The sequence below is a fragment of the Pseudomonas sp. B14-6 genome, assembly GCF_013260315.1.
Lineage (GTDB): Bacteria > Pseudomonadota > Gammaproteobacteria > Pseudomonadales > Pseudomonadaceae > Aquipseudomonas > Aquipseudomonas mandelii.
In genome coordinates this window covers 2,417,900-2,434,917 of record NZ_CP053929.1, presented here as the reverse complement: position 1 = coordinate 2,434,917, position 17,018 = coordinate 2,417,900, and the positions used below count along the sequence as shown (strand labels likewise).

The 17,018-nt window shown below is 57.3% G+C and carries 15 protein-coding genes and 1 tRNA gene; 10 read left to right on the top strand and 6 right to left on the bottom strand.

All coding sequences use genetic code 11. The annotated features are described in order from the left end of the window. Position 1: 1 nt before the first annotated feature. The 3 genes from HP062_RS11010 (at position 2) to HP062_RS11000 (ending at position 4,201) form a co-directional block, all read left to right on the top strand. Positions 2 to 1,207 carry an acetyl-CoA C-acetyltransferase gene (locus tag HP062_RS11010; protein ID WP_172791404.1) on the top strand — a complete coding sequence of 402 codons (1,206 nt, stop codon included), beginning with the start codon at positions 2 to 4 and terminating at the stop codon, positions 1,205 to 1,207. A 25-nt stretch (positions 1,208 to 1,232) separates the two neighbouring features. Then, positions 1,233 to 3,377 (top strand): 3-hydroxyacyl-CoA dehydrogenase NAD-binding domain-containing protein, encoded by a 2,145-nt coding sequence (locus tag HP062_RS11005; RefSeq protein WP_077748177.1) that lies wholly within the window; start codon positions 1,233 to 1,235, stop codon positions 3,375 to 3,377. A gap of 95 nt (positions 3,378 to 3,472) precedes the next feature. Then, positions 3,473 to 4,201: an amidotransferase gene (locus HP062_RS11000; RefSeq protein WP_010456594.1), complete on the top strand. Its 729-nt coding sequence runs from the start codon at positions 3,473 to 3,475 to the stop codon at positions 4,199 to 4,201. Positions 4,202 to 4,255: 54 nt separating this feature from the next. On the opposite strand, the gene HP062_RS10995 is transcribed toward HP062_RS11000, so the two are convergent. The 3 genes from HP062_RS10995 to HP062_RS10985 all read right to left on the bottom strand — a co-directional run bounded on the left by HP062_RS10995 (position 4,256) and on the right by HP062_RS10985 (position 7,014). After that, on the bottom strand, positions 4,256 to 5,227 hold the full coding sequence (locus HP062_RS10995) for a magnesium and cobalt transport protein CorA (protein ID WP_010456592.1): 972 nt from the start codon (positions 5,225 to 5,227) through the stop codon (positions 4,256 to 4,258). 160 nt (positions 5,228 to 5,387) lie between these two features. Continuing rightward, complete coding sequence (locus tag HP062_RS10990; RefSeq protein ID WP_010456590.1) at positions 5,388 to 6,110, bottom strand: 1-acyl-sn-glycerol-3-phosphate acyltransferase; 723 nt, start codon at positions 6,108 to 6,110, stop codon at positions 5,388 to 5,390. A gap of 214 nt (positions 6,111 to 6,324) precedes the next feature. Further along, the gene (locus tag HP062_RS10985; protein ID WP_010456588.1) at positions 6,325 to 7,014 is read right to left on the bottom strand and encodes a crotonase/enoyl-CoA hydratase family protein; all 690 of its coding nucleotides are present in this window, start codon (positions 7,012 to 7,014) and stop codon (positions 6,325 to 6,327) included. Positions 7,015 to 7,321: 307 nt separating this feature from the next. Between HP062_RS10985 and HP062_RS10980 the strand changes: the two genes are divergently transcribed. The 7 genes from HP062_RS10980 (at position 7,322) to HP062_RS10955 (ending at position 10,394) form a co-directional block, all read left to right on the top strand. Continuing rightward, a tRNA-Ser gene (locus tag HP062_RS10980) sits at positions 7,322 to 7,411 on the top strand. A gap of 329 nt (positions 7,412 to 7,740) precedes the next feature. After that, complete coding sequence (locus tag HP062_RS10975; RefSeq protein ID WP_010456586.1) at positions 7,741 to 8,061, top strand: YbjQ family protein; 321 nt, start codon at positions 7,741 to 7,743, stop codon at positions 8,059 to 8,061. Between the two features lie 187 nt (positions 8,062 to 8,248). Continuing rightward, positions 8,249 to 8,434 (top strand): hypothetical protein, encoded by a 186-nt coding sequence (locus tag HP062_RS31055; protein ID WP_010456584.1) that lies wholly within the window; start codon positions 8,249 to 8,251, stop codon positions 8,432 to 8,434. A 337-nt stretch (positions 8,435 to 8,771) separates the two neighbouring features. Then, positions 8,772 to 9,143: a hypothetical protein gene (locus tag HP062_RS10970; protein ID WP_010456583.1), complete on the top strand. Its 372-nt coding sequence runs from the start codon at positions 8,772 to 8,774 to the stop codon at positions 9,141 to 9,143. 193 nt (positions 9,144 to 9,336) lie between these two features. Beyond that, on the top strand, positions 9,337 to 9,765 hold the full coding sequence (locus HP062_RS10965; RefSeq protein ID WP_010456581.1) for a glycine zipper domain-containing protein: 429 nt from the start codon (positions 9,337 to 9,339) through the stop codon (positions 9,763 to 9,765). A 127-nt stretch (positions 9,766 to 9,892) separates the two neighbouring features. Beyond that, on the top strand, positions 9,893 to 10,075 hold the full coding sequence (locus HP062_RS10960; RefSeq protein WP_010456579.1) for a hypothetical protein: 183 nt from the start codon (positions 9,893 to 9,895) through the stop codon (positions 10,073 to 10,075). 106 nt (positions 10,076 to 10,181) lie between these two features. Beyond that, positions 10,182 to 10,394: a hypothetical protein gene (locus tag HP062_RS10955; protein ID WP_172791403.1), complete on the top strand. Its 213-nt coding sequence runs from the start codon at positions 10,182 to 10,184 to the stop codon at positions 10,392 to 10,394. A 580-nt stretch (positions 10,395 to 10,974) separates the two neighbouring features. On the opposite strand, the gene HP062_RS10950 is transcribed toward HP062_RS10955, so the two are convergent. From HP062_RS10950 to HP062_RS10940, 3 genes are all read right to left on the bottom strand, one after another. Further along, entirely contained in the window at positions 10,975 to 11,370 is a 396-nt protein-coding gene (locus tag HP062_RS10950; protein WP_169856733.1) for a hypothetical protein, read from the bottom strand. A 325-nt stretch (positions 11,371 to 11,695) separates the two neighbouring features. Next, positions 11,696 to 12,097 carry a hypothetical protein gene (locus tag HP062_RS10945; RefSeq protein ID WP_102595493.1) on the bottom strand — a complete coding sequence of 134 codons (402 nt, stop codon included), beginning with the start codon at positions 12,095 to 12,097 and terminating at the stop codon, positions 11,696 to 11,698. Continuing rightward, positions 12,087 to 16,961 (bottom strand): RHS repeat-associated core domain-containing protein, encoded by a 4,875-nt coding sequence (locus tag HP062_RS10940; protein ID WP_172791402.1) that lies wholly within the window; start codon positions 16,959 to 16,961, stop codon positions 12,087 to 12,089. Before HP062_RS10940 ends, HP062_RS10945 begins: the two co-directional genes overlap by 11 nt. Positions 16,962 to 17,018 lie beyond the last annotated feature (57 nt).

Here is a 17,018-nt window from a genome sequence, read left to right as displayed (position 1 = left end):
CATGACCCAAGCTTTGATTTTCGACGCGTTACGCACGCCCCGTGGCAAAGGCAAGGCAGATGGCGCTTTGCACAGCGTCAAACCAGTAAATCTGGTGGCCGGGTTGCTCACGGCGTTGCAGCAGCGCACGTCGCTGGACACCAGCCAGGTCGATGATGTGGTGCTCGGTTGCGTCACGCCAATTGGCGATCAGGGCTCCGATATCGCCAAGACGGCGGCACAAGTCGCCGATTGGGACGTCAGCGTGTCTGGCGTGCAGATCAATCGCTTCTGCGCCTCGGGGCTTGAAGCCGTGAACCTGGGTGCGATGAAGGTCCGTTCCGGTTTCGAAGACCTGGTGGTGGTCGGCGGCGTCGAATCCATGTCCCGTGTGCCCATGGGCAGCGACGGCGGCGCTTGGGCGCTGGACCCGGAAACCAATCTGCACAGCCATTTCACCCCGCAAGGCGTCGGTGCCGACCTGATCGCCACGATTGAAGGTTTCAGCCGCCAGGACGTCGATGCCTACGCGCTGCATTCCCAGCAAAAGGCAGCGCGGGCGCGGGCCAACGGTTCGTTCAACAAATCACTGGTGCCGGTGCAGGATCAGAACGGCATCATCCTGCTCGATCACGATGAGTTCATCCGCGCCGAATCCACCCTGGAAGGACTGGGCAAACTCAAGCCCAGCTTCGAGATGATGGGGCTGATGGGCTTTGACGCCACCGCGCTGCGCGTTTACAGCCAGGTGGAGCGGATCAACCACGTTCACACACCGGGCAACAGCTCCGGGATCGTCGATGGCGCCGCCCTGATGCTGATTGGCTCCGAGGCCAAGGGCCGTGCGCTGGGTCTGCAGCCTCGGGCGCGGATTGTCGCCACCGCAGTCACCAGCACCGACCCGACCATCATGCTCACCGGCCCGGCGCCGGCCACCCGCAAAGCACTGGCCAAGGCCGGGCTGCGGGTTGAAGACATCGATCTGTTCGAGGTCAACGAAGCCTTCGCCTCGGTGGTACTGAAATTCATCAAGGAGATGGCCATCGACCCGGACAAGGTCAACGTCAACGGCGGTTCCATCGCCATGGGCCATCCGCTGGGCGCCACTGGCTGCGCCATTCTCGGCACGCTGCTCGATGAACTGGAAACCCGGCGTCTGCGCTATGGCCTCGCGACCCTGTGTGTCGGCGGCGGCATGGGCATTGCCACCATCATCGAACGCCTCTGAGCCCCGACCTTAAGGAACAAGTGACATGACTGAAGCCATTCGTTACGAAAAAGGTCAGGACCAGATCGTCGTCCTGACCATCGACATGCCGGGCCAGAGCGCCAACACCATGAACGCGGTCTATCGCGAGGCCATGGCCGCCTGCGTCGCCCGCCTGGTGGCCGAAAAGGACAGCATTGCCGGGGTCATCATCACCTCGGGCAAGAAAACCTTCTTTGCCGGCGGTGACCTCAATGAATTGATCAAGGTCGGCAAACCCGAGGCCAAGGCCTTTTACGACATGGTCCTGACGCTCAAAGGCCAGTTGCGTACCCTGGAAACCCTTGGCAAACCGGTGGTGGCCGCGATCAATGGCGCGGCGTTGGGCGGTGGCTGGGAAATCTGCCTCGCCTGCCATCACCGCGTCGCGCTGGACAATCCATCCGTGCAACTCGGCCTGCCGGAAGTCACCCTTGGCTTGCTGCCGGGCGGTGGCGGGGTAGTCCGTATGGTGCGCATGCTGGGCATTGAAAAAGCCTTGCCGTACCTGCTCGAAGGCAAGAAAGTCCGGCCGCAACAGGCCTTGCAAGCGGGTTTGATCGATGAACTGGCCGCAGATCGCGATGAATTGCTGAGCAAGGCGCGCGCCTGGATTATTGCCAATCCGGCCGCCGCACAGCGGTGGGACGTGAAGGGTTATCAGATACCCGGCGGCACGCCGTCGAACCCGAAAGTCGCGCAGATGCTCGCCATCGCACCGTCGATCCTGCGCAGCAAAACCCAGGGCTGCATGCCTGCGCCGGAGAAGATTCTCTGTGCCGCTGTCGAAGGCGCTCAAGTGGATTTCGACACCGCGCACCTGATCGAAACCCGCTATTTCACGGAACTGACCACCGGGCAAATTTCGAAAAACCTGATCGGCACCTTCTGGTTCCAGCTCAACGAGATCAACGCCGGCGGCTCGCGGCCCAAGGGGTTTGCACCTTGTGTCACGCAAAAAGTCGGCGTGCTGGGCGCCGGGATGATGGGCGCGGGCATCGCCTTTGTCAGCGCTTCGGCCGGCATTGAAGTGGTGCTCAAGGACATCAACCTCGCAGCAGCGGAGAAAGGCAAGGCCCACTCGGCGGCGCTGCTGGACAAGAAAGTCGCACGCGCCCAGATGCTCCCGCAACAGCGAGAGGCGATCCTGGCGCGGATCCACACCACCGAAAACGATGCCGACCTGGCCGGTTGCGACCTGATCATTGAAGCGGTATTCGAAGATCGCGAGCTGAAAGCCAAAGTCTCCTCGGCGGCACAAAAGGTCGTCGGCCCGGCCGCGGTGATCGCCTCCAACACCTCGACCTTGCCGATCAGCGGCCTGGCCACCGCCGTGCCGGATCAAACGAAGTTCATCGGTCTGCATTTCTTCAGCCCGGTGGAGAAAATGCCGCTGGTGGAAATCATCAAGGGCGCCAACACCAGCGACGAAACCCTGGCGCGCGGGTTCGATTTCGTCCTGCAAATCAAGAAGACGCCGATTGTGGTCAACGACAGCCGTGGTTTCTTCACTTCCCGGGTGTTTGGCACCTTCACCAACGAAGGCATCGCCATGCTCGGCGAAGGCGTGAGTGCACCGATGATCGAGACGGAAGCACGCAAGGCCGGTATGCCTGTCGGGCCTCTGGCGATCTCCGACGAAGTTTCCCTCAGCCTCATGAGTCATATCCGCCAGCAGACCGCCAAAGACCTGCAAGCAGAAGGGAAACCGCTGATTGAGCACCCCGCATTCGCCGTGATTGACTTGCTGCTCAACGAATACAAACGGCCCGGTAAAGCCGCAGGAGGCGGGTTCTACGAGTACCCGGTCGGTGGCCAGAAACATCTTTGGCCTGAGCTGAAAAGCCGTTTCGAGAAAGCCGACGGGCAGATTTCGCCAAAGGATGTGCGCGATCGCCTGCTGTTCGTGCAAGCCATCGAAACCGTGCGTTGTGTGGAGGAGGGTGTGCTGACCTCGACGGCGGACGCCAACGTCGGCTCGATCTTCGGTATCGGCTTCGCGGCCTGGACCGGTGGCGCGCTGCAGTTCATCAACCAGTACGGGGTGAAAGACTTCGTCGCCCGCGCCCAGTACCTGGCCCAGCAGTATGGCGAGCGTTTCGCGCCGCCTGCGTTATTGCTGGAGAAAGCGGCCAAAGGGGAGGCGTTCTAAGGGACGTATGACGCCTTCCGGGGCTTGCCTTGTCACCGTGTTTCGAGGCAGGCTCTGGGGTGTGCATTATTCCCATCACGTGTCAGGTATTTTTTATGTCGTTACGCATCTGCATTCTGGAAACCGACATCCTGCGTCCGGAACTGGTCGATCAATATCAGGGTTACGGGCAGATGTTCCAGAATCTGTTTTCGCAGCAACCCATCGCTGCCGAGTTCACCGTATACAACGTGATGCAGGGCGAGTACCCCAGTGACGATCTGACCTTCGATGCCTACCTCGTCACCGGCAGCAAGGCCGATTCCTTCGGCACCGATCCGTGGATCGAAACCCTGCGGGCCTACTTGCTGAAGCGTTATGAACGCGGCGACAAGTTGCTGGGCGTGTGCTTCGGCCATCAGTTGTTGGCGCTGCTGCTGGGCGGCAAGAGCGAACGAGCGACCCAAGGTTGGGGCGTCGGCACTCACAAATACAAACTCGCTGCCAAGGCGCCATGGATGAGTCCGGTGCGTGAAGAACTGACCTTGTTGATCAGCCACCAGGACCAGGTGACGTCGCTACCGGAAAACGCCACGGTTATCGCCTCGAGCGATTTCTGTCCGTTCGCCGCGTACCACATCAACGATCAGGTGCTGTGCTTCCAGGGGCACCCGGAGTTCATTCACGATTATTCCCGTGCGCTGTTGGAGATTCGACAGGAGGCACTGGGTCAGCAGGTTTATACGAAAGGTGTGGCGAGCCTTGAGCAAGAGCATCACGGCACGACCGTTGCGGAGTGGATGATGCGGTTTGTGGCGCATAAGCCAGAAGCTAAAGCGGTTTAAAACATTGCAGTGAATGTGTGGCGAGGGAGCAGGCGCCCTCGCCACACAAGCGTTTCAAAGCCACCCGGACTTTTTGAAACTTGCCCACAAACTCACACATCCCACCGCAATAAACCCCAGCACCGCGAAATACCCGTAATGCCAGGTCAACTCCGGCATGTTCTGGAAGTTCATCCCGTAAATCCCCGCCACCGCCGTCGGAAACGCCAGGATCGCCGCCCACGCCGCAAACTTGCGCTGCACAACGCTCTGCCGTGACGCCTCCAGCAACACACCGACCTCGATGGTCTGGCTGGCAATGTCCGCCAGGGTCGTCAGGTCTTCCATCTGCCGTGTGACGTGAATCTGCACATCGCGAAAGTACGGGCGCATGTTCTTGTCGATAAACGGAAAGCTCAGCTTCTGCAGTTCCTCACCGATCTCCACCATCGGCGCCGCATAACGCCGCAAGCGCAAGACGTCCCGGCGCAGGCCGTGCAGCTTCTGGATGTCATGTTCATTCAGCGCGCTGCACAACACATTGCGCTCCAGCTCATCGATCTCGGCATGGATCGCTTCGCCCACCGGCTGGTAGTTTTCAATCACGAAATCGAGGATGGCATAGAGGACGAAATCTTCCCCGTGCTCCAACAACAGCGGACGCGCCTCACAACGTTGGCGGACAAGGGCGTAGGACGCCGAATGACCGTTGCGCGCGGTAATGATGTAACCGTTGCCGGCAAAGATATGAGTCTCGATGAACTCCAGTTTGCCTTCATGCCGGACCGGTGAATACGTGACGATAAACAAGGCATCGCCGAAGGTTTCGAGCTTCGGTCGACTGTGTTTTTCCAAGGCGTCTTCGATGGCCAGCTCGTGCAGGTTGAACTGGCGTTGCAGGTTGGCCAGTTCCTGCGCGTTCGGCTCTTCAAGGCCGATCCAGACAAAGTGGCCAGGCTTTGCTGCCCAGGCCGCGCCTTCGTCGAGGGTGATATTGGTGACTTTTTTACCGGCGCTATAAACCGCAGCAGCAACAACTCTACCCATGATTTTGGTTCACTTCTTATTAGCGCTTTTGATTAACAAAGACCCAGTGGCGAGCCGTGCTCAGCTTAGCCTTGTCTGCTGCTTGAGAGTCAATGAAATCTGCCGAGTTCGCCGGCAGAAGTTCACAGGCGAAAAAAACCCGCACTAGGCGGGTTTATTGTCAAACGGCTTGGAGTTGCCGGTCCATCGACTCGATGCATTCGCGCATCTGCTCGCGGCACTGTGCCATCAGCCGGGGCATGTCATCCAGGCTCAATCCCGCCGTAGGAATTGCCGGCAGCGAGCGGATCAGAATTTTCCCACTGCGCCAGCGGTTCAATCGCATGTGTTTGACGTAACTGCTGACACACACCGGCACGATCGGCACGCCCGCGGCGATCGCCATCTGGAACGCGCCTTTCTTGAACGGCAACAACTCTTCCCCGAGGTTGCGCGTACCTTCGGGGAAGACCCAGATCGATGTGTCTTGATGCTGCAAGGTGTGCGTGGTGGTCAACATCGACTGGCGCGCCTTGTGCGCATTGCCGCGGTCGATCAACACATTGCCGGCCAGCCAGAACAACTGCCCGAACAGCGGCACCCACTTCAGGCTCTTTTTGCCGATGCATACGGTGCGGCGGGGCACCACGTTGCCGAACACAAACAGATCGTAGTTGGACTGGTGGTTGGCGATGATCACGCAGCTGTCGGGCTTATCCATCAACGGCCCGACATCGGCCTTCACCCGCAAACGCAAAATACACATCGCCGGCCACGCATACAGGCGCGCGCACAACCGGCTGTTGTCCGGGTTGAACGGGCGGCACAGGCCCAGAATCACCCCAAGCACACCGGCCAAAATAAAGTGCAGGCCCATCAATAACATACGAAACGCAAACAGCATTTACAGGCCCCACCGGGACAAAAGGTGGCGCAGTGTACGGATGTGCACTGTTTTCGGCAATTGCCGCTATAGAGGAAGGAGATAGGCGATGTTTGTACGCATGTTTCCGACTTGTGGGTCAGACGCGTGCTAGAGCGGTTGTGGATTTTTCAACAGCGTGCGTATGAAAAAGCCCGACACGACGGTCGGGCTTTTCTGTGCAGACTGTCCGGGCTTAACCCATGTGTTCCTGATCCAGGATGATCGCGTTGTCCAGCGTATCCAGCAGCGCCTTGCGCACTTTCAGCTTGGTGTTTTTGTGCGCGGTCATGTTGATCTTCTTCAACTGACGCGCCGCCGCCAGCGCAGCACTTTGCAGCTCTTCGGCCGACACCACCAGATCGAGGAAGCCGGCATCCACGGCGCTCTGTGGATTAAACATCTCACCGTTGATGACGGAGCGGTGGAACGCCGACTTGCGCAGACGATCACGCGCGATCTCGATACCGGCATGGTGCATGGTCATGCCGATCTGCACTTCGTTCAGGCCAATGCTGAACGGGCCGTCGACACCAATGCGGTAGTCCGCCGACAACAGCAGGAACGCGCCCTTGGCCACCGCATGCCCAGGGCACGCCACAATCACCGGGAATGGATGCGACAACAGACGACGGGCCAGCGTCGAGCCGGCCGTCACCAGCGCGACCGCTTCTTTCGGGCCGGACGTCATCACCTTCAAGTCATAACCGCCGGACAGAATCCCCGGCGTACCGGTAATGATCACCACTGCACGATCAGTCACCGCCTGATCCAGCGCAGCATTAAACGCAGCAATCACGTCCGGGGAAATGGCATTGACCTTGCCATTGCTCAAAGTCAGGGTCGCGATACCGTCTTCGAGATGGTAGGAAATCAACTCACTCATGACGCTATTCCTTGTATGAAAGTTGGGCAGACGTTACCCACCGCCGCAGGCCAGGTAAAGCGCCGTGACTGACCCGCCAGTCACCCTTTCCCCGCCGGGCAAGCGTAGCTCGCCGCTCACGCCGTGCATTCCTCTGCTTATAGAAGAGGGCGCGAAGCCGGAGATTGGCAGGTTTGCCATCGCCCGGAACCGACAGGAACGACTGAAACGCTAAGCGCATGAAAATTCTGCAAAAAAAGTTTGCCATCAGAAAAGCTTTCGACTACATTAGCGCGCCTCGACAGACAGAACATGTTTGAAGAGATACGGTGAAGTGTCCGAGTGGCTTAAGGAGCACGCCTGGAAAGTGTGTATACAAGAAATTGTATCGAGAGTTCGAATCTCTCCTTCACCGCCAAATTCGATGTAACCAGAACCCCTGATTTCGAGAGAAATCAGGGGTTTTGTGGTTTCTGGCGTTAGTATTTGAATCATGGCACCGTTGTTGGCTCAAGCGAATAAGCGAAGTCGCTTCTGAAAATGGTGTAGGAATAGTGAAAGGCGTGTGGGAAGTAACGCAGGAGCGCCAGGCGGATGGGGGCTTCCGACGGCAAGCTTCTTTGACTCTGTAAATATGCCTGAAGAACTGTGATACCTGATTATCGAAGCCCAGCCGTTGCTGGGCTTTTTGTTTCCAACGATTGGCCGCAGAGGAATAATGCGCGCCTCTATGAAGAAGGAATCCCCATGATCACCACCACAACCCACGCCATCGAAGGCCGCCAAATCACCGCCTATCTGGACATCGTCAGCGCCGAGTCGGTGCAGGGCGTCAACGTTATTCGCGACGTGTTCGCCGGCATGCGGGATTTCTTCGGTGGGCGTTCCCAGACGCTGGAGCGGGCGTTGAAGGAAGCGCGGATTCAGGCGACCGACGAGATCAAGGAGCGGGCGCGGGCGCTTCAGGCGGATGCGGTGGTGGGGCTCGATTTTGAGATCAGCATGCCGGCCGGCAAGGGTGGGATGGTCGTGGTGTTTGTAACCGGGACGGCGGTCAAGTTGAGGTGAGTGACGGAATGAATCTGTTTGATCGCCAGCTGATTTTGTAGGAAACGGCGGGGTCCATTCGTCGGGCATGCGGAGATCTGAACTACAAGTCCGGTAATGACCGGCTAGTCTCAAAAGCCTTGGTGGTCGATATTTTTCAGGCAATAGGGCTTGCCGGTATCGATCCCGCTTTGAGAGGGGAAGCGCTATGACTGATCCGTATATCGAAGACGACGGGGCAGAATTTCCAATCAACAATTGCGTGCAGTGTGGCCAGACGGAGTATGTGGCGAGCTTCGGTGAAGATCAGGTCGAGACCAGCAAAGTCAGATCCGCGGCGACCAAGGTGCTCAGGTCGAAGTTTTTGCCAAAACGAGTGACATCCAGGAAGTAATGGTCAAACGGACAAACCCCGCCAATGAGTGGGGTTTTTTTATTTTTAGAGGGGCTCGACACCCCAAAAAATGGTCGACCGACAAGCGAGAATTTTCTGTTGATGTTTTTTCACAAAGTTTTCACACCCAAGTACGTAGTCTCAGCTCATCCGTTAGAAAGCAGTACCCTAGCCCGTTCCCCAGCGGGCTTTTTTTTGCCTGTCATAAAACCTTTTCCATAAAAGCTGTCCAAACGTCGCCAATTGCGAGGAGCGGCGGCTTTTGTGTGGACGTTTCCTCCTCGAAAGCATTCAATCCCCGGCTTTTCGGTATTCCCTATTTTTGAGGTTTTTCGTCATGCGTTTAACACTGCCTGCTCTGGTTCTGGGACTTCTGGTGACTCAAGGTGCGATGGCTGCCGGTGATGGCACTGCTGCGATCGGTGGTGGTCTGGGTGGTGCGTTGGGTAACGTAGTCGGCCAGAGCATGGGCGGCAGCACCGGCGCGGCAATCGGCGCGGGTGTTGCGGGCGCAGCCGGCAGTGCCGTGGCAGCACGTAAAGGCAGCCGCACCAAAGCGGCCATTGGTGGCGGCGTCGGTGCGGCCGGTGGTTCGGTAATCGGCAACAGCCTGGGCGGCAAGACTGGTTCGACCATTGGTGCAGGCTTGGGCGGCGCATTGGGCGGCGGCGTGGGCAGCAATCTGGCCAAAGGTCACAAGCGTCACTGATCCTGAGCGATAACCTCGAAAAGCCCGGCTAAATGCCGGGCTTTTCGTATCTGGATGTTTCGTTTTTCACAGACTTTGAATTTGCAGATGTCCAACCTTCATCGCTGGCCGGATTCAGTGAGTGCAGGTGCTAGACTCACGCCCATCCGCAATGCGTACTCTTACCCCCGATGCGGAATTTGAGGTTCATATCATGCGTTTGACATTGTCCACGTTGTTTCTGGGACTTTTGGTCGCTCAAGGTGCAATGGCTGCCGGTGATGGCACTGCTGCAGTTGGTGGCGGTCTTGGCGGCGCACTGGGTAACGTAGTGGGTCAGCAAATGGGCGGCAGCACAGGCGCAGCGATTGGCGCCGGCGTTGGCGGTGCTGCGGGCAGCGCTGTTGGCGCGAACAAGGGCAGTCGCACAGAGGCCGCGATTGGTGGTGGGTTAGGCTCGGCAGGCGGTTCCGTGATCGGCAACAGCCTCGGCGGTTCTACCGGTTCGACCATTGGCGCAGGCCTGGGTGGCGCAGCGGGTGGTGCGGTCGGTAACAACCTCGGCAACGACAACGGCGGCTCCCATTCCGGAGGCGGTCATAAGAATAAGCACAAAAACAAGCACAAGAATAAACATCACTGATTCGACATCGAGTGATATCAGAAACCCGGCCCAGGCCGGGTTTTTTCGTATCTGCCTGGTAGTCCCCGGAACGTTTGGTCGCAAGCCGCCTCGAACGTCATACACCCCCAACGTCGCGAGGACTGCCATGACTCCTGAAACCGAAGGCAAGGAAGAAAAAGGCCCAAGTGGGCTTCCGTTCATTAATGACCCCGGCAACGAAGATCCGGGTTCTTTGATGGATGATGCAACGGTCCCGCTCAACGACTCCGATGACGCTGGGGATGTGGGAAACGTCGAGTACGAAGAAGAGGAAGAAGACGACGATTGACCGGCGTTGATGTGCTATCGACCGATCGTCTCACTGATCGAACGCAAGCATTGTCCAGCCCTCGAAATTTCAGGGCCTGCTTTTCAGGCCCTTCGAGAGGTGCTTTATGAATGCTGATCCGAAAGTCGACGATGACGACGACACCCCTGAATACCCGCTGCCTTCGCCCACCGATTCCCTGAGTCGCGATCAACGTCCGCCGGACGACGACACTGCGGTCGAGCAAGTGCCGACTGATGCTGTGAAACGTGGCGATGTTGAGGCCACCCCCGAAGACCCGGATATTGCCGGTAACGATGGCTCCGGTGAGCCCAGCTGAAAAACCATTCGTCGATTGAGCGGCACCTTTAAAAAGCCAACGCTGCCAGAAATCAGGTACGCACCTTTTTAGAGGAGATGCACCATGATCAGGTCAACATTGATGGTCCTGACGGTGAGCAGCGTGTTGTCGATCAGTTCAATGGCGGCGTTTGCTCAGTCTTCCGGCAACGATGCACCGGTCGATAAGGGCGGGATGCCGCCGTCTACTGAAATGAACGCGGGTTCTGGAGACGGGAAGGCGTTACCGCCTGGCTCCATTGGTGGTGGGAATGCGGGTGATGCGAGCGGGAGTAGCACCAGCCCGGGGGCGGGAAGCGGGTCGATGAGTGGTGGAAGTTCGATGGGGAGTGGTTCTGGGAGTGGGTCTGGAGGATCCGGTAGCTCTGGTTGTTCAGGGATGAGCGGTGGTGGGAGTGGTGGGAGTTCGGGAAATGCGGGAGGAGGGACGGGTGGTGCTAGTGGGGGGACGAGTGGTTCCGGCGGTTAATCCAGGTTGTTCTTGGAGGATAAGCCCAGTCCGAACTGGGCTTTTTTGCTAATAAAGTGCTTTGGCTAAATATGATTTTTAACCTTCGTGGTTAGTGCGTGAACTGTTGCAGCCAACGGTTATAGAAGTCCCTTTGTTGTTGAATATCAGTTGTGATGTCTTTGTCTTCAAAATCGAAGATATTAACCACGTCTTCAGTTTCAGTTGCGCGTCCCATATGGAGCTCATACGCCACTATGCCGCCGGCCATTTGCGAGGCCATACGCGAGGGATATACGTTGAGTTTGGCGCCTTTGCATAGAAAATTCATTTCCTGAAAATCGGCTCGCAACAGCCCAAAGCATTCGTAAAGATCAAAAGCCGTGTAAGTTTTTCTCAAGCCATTTTTTGTTGTGAAAACCAATGTCAGATTTTTTCGGTCGCATTCGATTGAAATTTTCTCGGTGACTCCGCAGGAGTTTATGGATATTTCTATTGTTTTGTTCACGATCACTTCCTGCGTGGGTTGGGAGTTGAGTAGCCCTTGGAGCTGCCATCCGTCCTAAATAAATCTGTCCCCTGAGCCCGTCCCCTTAAACCGATCGGGAATGGGGCTGGGAGTGGGAATGGAGGATCCGGTAGTTCCGGTGGTTCAGGGATGAGTCGCGGTGGGAGTTTGGGGAGTGCGGAAGGAGGTGGTGGTTCGGATGGTTAATTCGAGTATTCCAGAAGATGAGCCCAGTACAAACTGGGCTCTTCAGGCGCTTTTTTAAATAACAGAGATGTTTAGGGGGCTGTGTTTTTTATTAAAAAATCGCTGCTCTGTATGCGCTCTAGTGTTTAATTTTTTTTATGGACTCTAACCAGCGATGAAAGAATTCGGTCTGTAGTCTTGGTTCGTTGATTATTTCTTTGTCATCAAAATCGAAGATGTTGACGATATCTTTTCTTGTGGCGCGGACGCCTATTTTGTGCTCGTACGCCATTATTCCGGATGTCATCTGCGACGACATGCTAGATGGTCTAACGTTTATCTTCGCTCCTTTACAAAGAAATTTAATTTCAGGGAGTGATTTAATTATTTTTCCCAGACACTCATAGATGTCTAAGCCTTTGAATTCTTCGCTCCAACCATTTTCAAGTGTCAAGCGGATCACAGGTACCCGCTCGTCATAATCCAAGGTCGCAGTTTCGGGTTTTCCACCCACCACTATAGGTATTTTCTTAATTGTCATTTTTCAGATTCCTTGATGGATTCGGAATGGAATACCCAACATAACTACCATCTTTTTTCAGGGGCGTGGCACCGAGAATATTTTTGCTTTCTATTCCGTTAGGTATTGCAATTTCAGACTCATAACTATAAGGAATGTCGTCAGGATGTAATTCTTTGTTCACGTCGTGGCCATAGATTTTTTTCAGGGTGTACAAGTAACCCTTGGTAGTTCTGTACCTTGTGCCGAAATCGATGCCTACTTCCCGATCAGTCGATGTACTTACGAAATTGCTTGGTGGATTTCGGTTGTCCCATATATGGAGCAATAGATCGGTACTTTTGCCTAAGCTTAAAAAACCAGTGTCAAAGATTTCATCGGGACGACGAAGATCACCACGGTAAAGATAATCGATTTCTGCTTTCGGAGTCGGAAGAGTAGCCTCCCCCTCATCAACCTTCACCTTCCCCGCCGGATCCTCATCCCCAAACGAAGGCCTCTTGCACCCGTCCCCTCCAGGGCAATCATTCAACCCCAACGGATCAACCCACCCCGTTGGATTGCGCGTGTACTGATATCCGTTTAACCCACCCGCCAACTTACTCGGATCCGGCGTCAGATACCGTCCCAGATCAGGGTTGTAGTACCGGTGCCGGTTGTAATGCAGTCCCGTCTCCGCATCGTAATACTGCCCCTGGAACCTCAATGGCTGATCCAGAACCTGATGGGTATCGCGGTTCAGGCGTGTCAGGCGGCCATAGGCTGTGTATTGGGCGGCCCAGATAATGTCGCCGCTGTAGTCGGTGAGTTCTTGTGGTGTGCCGAGGTGGTCGAGTTGGTAGTAGAACGGGCAGGCCTGGTGCGGGCCTTTGCCGTCGAGCATGGCCAGTGGGCGGAAGGTGCCGGGTTCGTAGACGTAGCTGCGGTAATGTTCGCGGCCACTTTCGGCAACGAGGTTGTCGCCCTGCCAGAAGTACTCGGTGATGTGGTCGTCGACGGTTTTACAGATGCGGCGGCCGAAGGCATCGTAGCGGTAGCTGGCGGTGTTGCCGCTCGGCAGGGTGACGCCGATTAATCGATGCTGGCAGTCGTAGCGGTATTCGGTGACGAGTTTTTGGGCGGCGCCGCGGCGCTCGCGGATCAGGTTGCCGAAGGGGTCGTAGACGAAATGGCGATCGCCCTGCATCAGCAGGCGATTGCCTTTGAGGGTGGCTGGGCCTGGACGGTCCTGCATCAACAGGTTGCCGGCGGGGTCATGGGCGAAACTTTCGGGCTGCTGGTCGCGGGAGTGGCGGACGCGGATCAGGCGGTCAAGCGGATCGTATTGATAGCTGCGTTGGCCATGACGGGTGTCGGCGATGTGTTCGAGATTGCCGTTGGCGCTGTAGGTATAGTCGCGCCGATACAGCGGATGCTGGGGTTGGCTGATAGCGTGAGCTTTCAGGCGACCCTGTTCATCGTAGTCGTACCGGCTCGACAACATGCCTTGCTGACGTTGCAGTTCGCGGTCGGCTTTATACGTGTGGCTTGTAAGTCGTGTGCCGTTAAGGTCGATGGCTGTCAGCGCACCGCCCTTGGCGTGGTGATAGTCGAGTTGGCTGTTGTCCGGCAGACGCAGATGGTTGAGCTTGCCGCAAGCGTCGTAGCCGTAGCGCAGCGTGCCCCAACCTTGATGTTCGGTGATCAGGCGGTTTTGCTTGTCGTACGCGAACTCCAGCGGATGGTCTTGGCCGTCATCGACGCTGACCAATCGGCCTAGGCTGTCATAGCGATATTCGACGTTGACGCCATCGGGCAGGTTTTTGACCAGCAGGCGTCCGGCCGTATCCCGTTGGTAACTCGTAAACAGCTGCGAGCCGTCATCACCGAATTCGGTTTTTTCCAGCAGATGGCCGTTGAGGTCGTAGGCATACGCTGTGCGACGGCCGTCAAAGCCGGTTTCCTGTCGGATCAGTCCGCCAGGTGTGTAGTCCAGTCGATAGCGTTCGCCGGATTCGTTTTCGATTTCCGTCAGTAGCAGCCGGGCGTTGTCGTAGCGATAACGCAGCTGCGTGCCGTCGGGATTGATTCGGCGGCTGACCAGATGCAGGTCATCGTCGTATTCAAAACGGGTGACGCGCCCCAGTTCATCGCGTTCGGCGGTGATTTTGCCGTAGGCGTTGTAACTGAAGGCGCGGCTGGCGCCTGTGGGAAGAACCGTCTGGATCAGTCGGCCAACGGCGTCCCATTGGTATTGAGTGACGGCACCATGTTCGTCCTGACGGGCAATCTGACGACCCGATACATCGTAGGAAAACCGCCGCTGACTGCCGTCTGGCAACGTCTCTTCGACCAGTTGCCCGATGGCATCCCACACGAACACATGACGGCTGGTGTCCGGGTAACGGATAGACAGCAGCCGGCCTTGAGCATCGTAGTGGTAGTGAGTGATGTGGCCGTCGGGATCGATGGCCTCGGTGACATCCCCCTGAGCATTGCGCCGGTATTTCCACACCGCTTTACCGCGATATCGCGCATGCAGGAAACCGTAGCGATATTCGTAGGACGTTGGCTCGTCTTCCGGTGGAATCAGCGCGATCAGCCGCCCGATCTCGTCGTAGCGATACTGGGTGATCGCCCCTGATGGACTGCGCTCGGTTGTCAATCGGCCGTGGTCGTCGTAGGTGTTGAGATGCTCTCCGCCATCCGGCTCAACCCGGCGCACCAATCGCGCCTTATCGTCATGGACGTAAACTTCTTCGCTGCCATCGGCGTTTTTAACCAGCACTGCGCCGTCGTCATCCCAGGCATAACGCGTATCCATCTGCGAAAAAGTCGCCCAGTGCCTGACACATCTGGCCGCTTTGCCAGACCTTTCCCACTCCCAGAAGAAACTGGCCCCACCGGCCAGTTGTCGCTGGAGAATCACGTGTTGGTCGTCGTAGTCGTATCGCTCGCTTTCGCCGGCAGCATTGGTCGCTTCGATCAGGCGGTGACGGGCGTCGTAGCGGTAGGCAATCAGCGTTTGCTCTGTACGCCAGGCGTCCACCAACCCGTCGGCGGGGTGAAACGACTGATACTCGACCGTAACGATGTGCCGGCGCTCGTAACGCAACAGCAGTGAACGTCCCGCGCCGTTATCGACGCGTTGAATGCGATCCTGACGGTCGCGGGTGATATGCAGCCGGTTGTTGTAGGCATCACTGATGGACGTCAGGCGACCATTCTCAAAGTGATAGAACCGTGGAGACTCACCCGCCAGAGCAACAATCAGCTCCTCGGGTTTGTTTCCGAGATAAATGGCCGAGCGGGACAGGCTGTTATGAATCGCCGGACGCAAAATGCTGGGCAGTGGAAACGTCGTGCGACGGTTTTCATGGTCGGTCCAGACGACTTGTTCTGCGTCCAGCTCCAGGCGATGCGCCAGCGAATGACTCCAGCCCCAACCCAGCCCGCAATCCATTTCCACGGCGCTGGTTCGGTACAACCGGGTAAACGCGAAAGGCAGCAAGCCGTTAAGCGATCCATCGTCCAGTGTCAGCAATTCTTCGCCGGTGACCATCGACACCGGGCAACCGTTGGTGCAGGTCAGCGGCCCGCAATCGGCACTATCGCCGTTGGGATTTTTCGCTTGATCGGGAACGTCGTCACGGTGCTCCTGCCGACCCAATCGGGTCATGGCTGCGGATTTGTCGCGAGCAATGGCGACTGGATTCTGCACTGTCAAAACCGGCGCAGTGCCCAGGTTGATCTGCAACGGCACGGCGGGTGCGGGGTTTAGCGGAGCATTTCGGACATTGACCGCAAGGGGTTTGAGTACGCCCGCGTGGGTCGTCAGGTCGGACTGGGTGCCGAGCTCGGCCAACCTCAGGCTCGCGGCAGCCAGCCATTTGCGCGCGCGCTCGGATTTGACCTTGTCCAGCACCTTGGCGCTGATGCCGAGCTTCAACCCGGCAGGGCCTGTGAGGCGCGCCAGCAGGAAGCCGATCAATATGCCTGTGCGAATCTCTGCCACGACTTCGGCGATGAACTGCGGCGGCAACATCCTCAGCCAACTGGTGATCGCCGCCAGATGAATGAACATCAGCGGCTCATCACTCAACACCAGCAGCAGGTTGGCGATGGATTCCGCTGAAGCCTCCAGCAGCGTTTCAAGTTCGGTTTCGGTCAGGTACTCAAGGAGTTTTTCACTGTTGGCTTGCAGGTCCGCGATGAGCGCGTAGATCTGCTTCACGTCATCCCACAACCCGTTCAGCGAATTCTCGAAACCGCGCCAGTCGGCCTGTTGCAGCTGGCCGTAACGCTTGATGAAACCGGCCTCGGCGAACTCGGCCCATGAGGGTTCGAATTCGGTCGTCCACTCGTTACGCAGCCAGCCTTCCAGACCGCTGATGACGCCTTGATAGGAGGCATAAAGCGCTTTGACATGCTCAGCGGAAACATTCGGGAAGAAGGTGATGCGATAACGCAGGCTGCGTTCGCACTCGCGGATTTCGAGGATGCCGCTAGGGCCGATCTCGTCATAAACCGGTTTGCCGAACGTACCGTCAGCGTTCAAAGGCTCAAGCATCACCGGGGTGTTGCCGATCGGCACGAACCGCGCAGCGTCGAACATGTGCACGAGGGTCAGGGGACCCGCTGCCGGGCATGCGGCGACGGTCGAGCTGACAGGGGTGGTGGAGTTTTTCGGCGCGACCAGGCGAACGTCGTGCCCCACCTTGAACACCTGCTCGATATCCAGCGCCTTGCCGGTCCAGAAACTTTCGGCCCAGGCGTCGTAGTCATTGAGGCAAAGCCGGAAGTCAGCGAACAGCGCTTCGACATCCGGCCGCTCGGGGTCCATGGCGGCAACCACCAGCAGGCCGATGGCGTTATTCAAGGCCAGTACCTTGTCAGGTACGAACATTCGCAGTCCCTCGCGCAGATCAAGTTTGAGCGCGGGACTTTGCTTGGGATCAACGGG

Excerpts from the sequence above, each read along its gene's own strand:
- HP062_RS11010 (WP_172791404.1), top strand. The coding sequence starts at position 2 with ATGACCCAAGCTTTGATTTTCGACGCGTTACGCACGCCCCGTGGCAAA.
- HP062_RS11005 (WP_077748177.1), top strand. The coding sequence starts at position 1,233 with ATGACTGAAGCCATTCGTTACGAAAAAGGTCAGGACCAGATCGTCGTC.
- HP062_RS11000 (WP_010456594.1), top strand. The coding sequence starts at position 3,473 with ATGTCGTTACGCATCTGCATTCTGGAAACCGACATCCTGCGTCCGGAA.
- HP062_RS10995 (WP_010456592.1), bottom strand. The coding sequence starts at position 5,227 with ATGGGTAGAGTTGTTGCTGCTGCGGTTTATAGCGCCGGTAAAAAAGTC.
- HP062_RS10990 (WP_010456590.1), bottom strand. The coding sequence starts at position 6,110 with ATGCTGTTTGCGTTTCGTATGTTATTGATGGGCCTGCACTTTATTTTG.
- HP062_RS10985 (WP_010456588.1), bottom strand. The coding sequence starts at position 7,014 with ATGAGTGAGTTGATTTCCTACCATCTCGAAGACGGTATCGCGACCCTG.
- HP062_RS10975 (WP_010456586.1), top strand. The coding sequence starts at position 7,741 with ATGATCACCACCACAACCCACGCCATCGAAGGCCGCCAAATCACCGCC.
- HP062_RS31055 (WP_010456584.1), top strand. The coding sequence starts at position 8,249 with ATGACTGATCCGTATATCGAAGACGACGGGGCAGAATTTCCAATCAAC.
- HP062_RS10970 (WP_010456583.1), top strand. The coding sequence starts at position 8,772 with ATGCGTTTAACACTGCCTGCTCTGGTTCTGGGACTTCTGGTGACTCAA.
- HP062_RS10965 (WP_010456581.1), top strand. The coding sequence starts at position 9,337 with ATGCGTTTGACATTGTCCACGTTGTTTCTGGGACTTTTGGTCGCTCAA.
- HP062_RS10960 (WP_010456579.1), top strand. The coding sequence starts at position 9,893 with ATGACTCCTGAAACCGAAGGCAAGGAAGAAAAAGGCCCAAGTGGGCTT.
- HP062_RS10955 (WP_172791403.1), top strand. The coding sequence starts at position 10,182 with ATGAATGCTGATCCGAAAGTCGACGATGACGACGACACCCCTGAATAC.
- HP062_RS10945 (WP_102595493.1), bottom strand. The coding sequence starts at position 12,097 with ATGACAATTAAGAAAATACCTATAGTGGTGGGTGGAAAACCCGAAACT.
- HP062_RS10940 (WP_172791402.1), bottom strand. The coding sequence starts at position 16,961 with ATGTTCGTACCTGACAAGGTACTGGCCTTGAATAACGCCATCGGCCTG.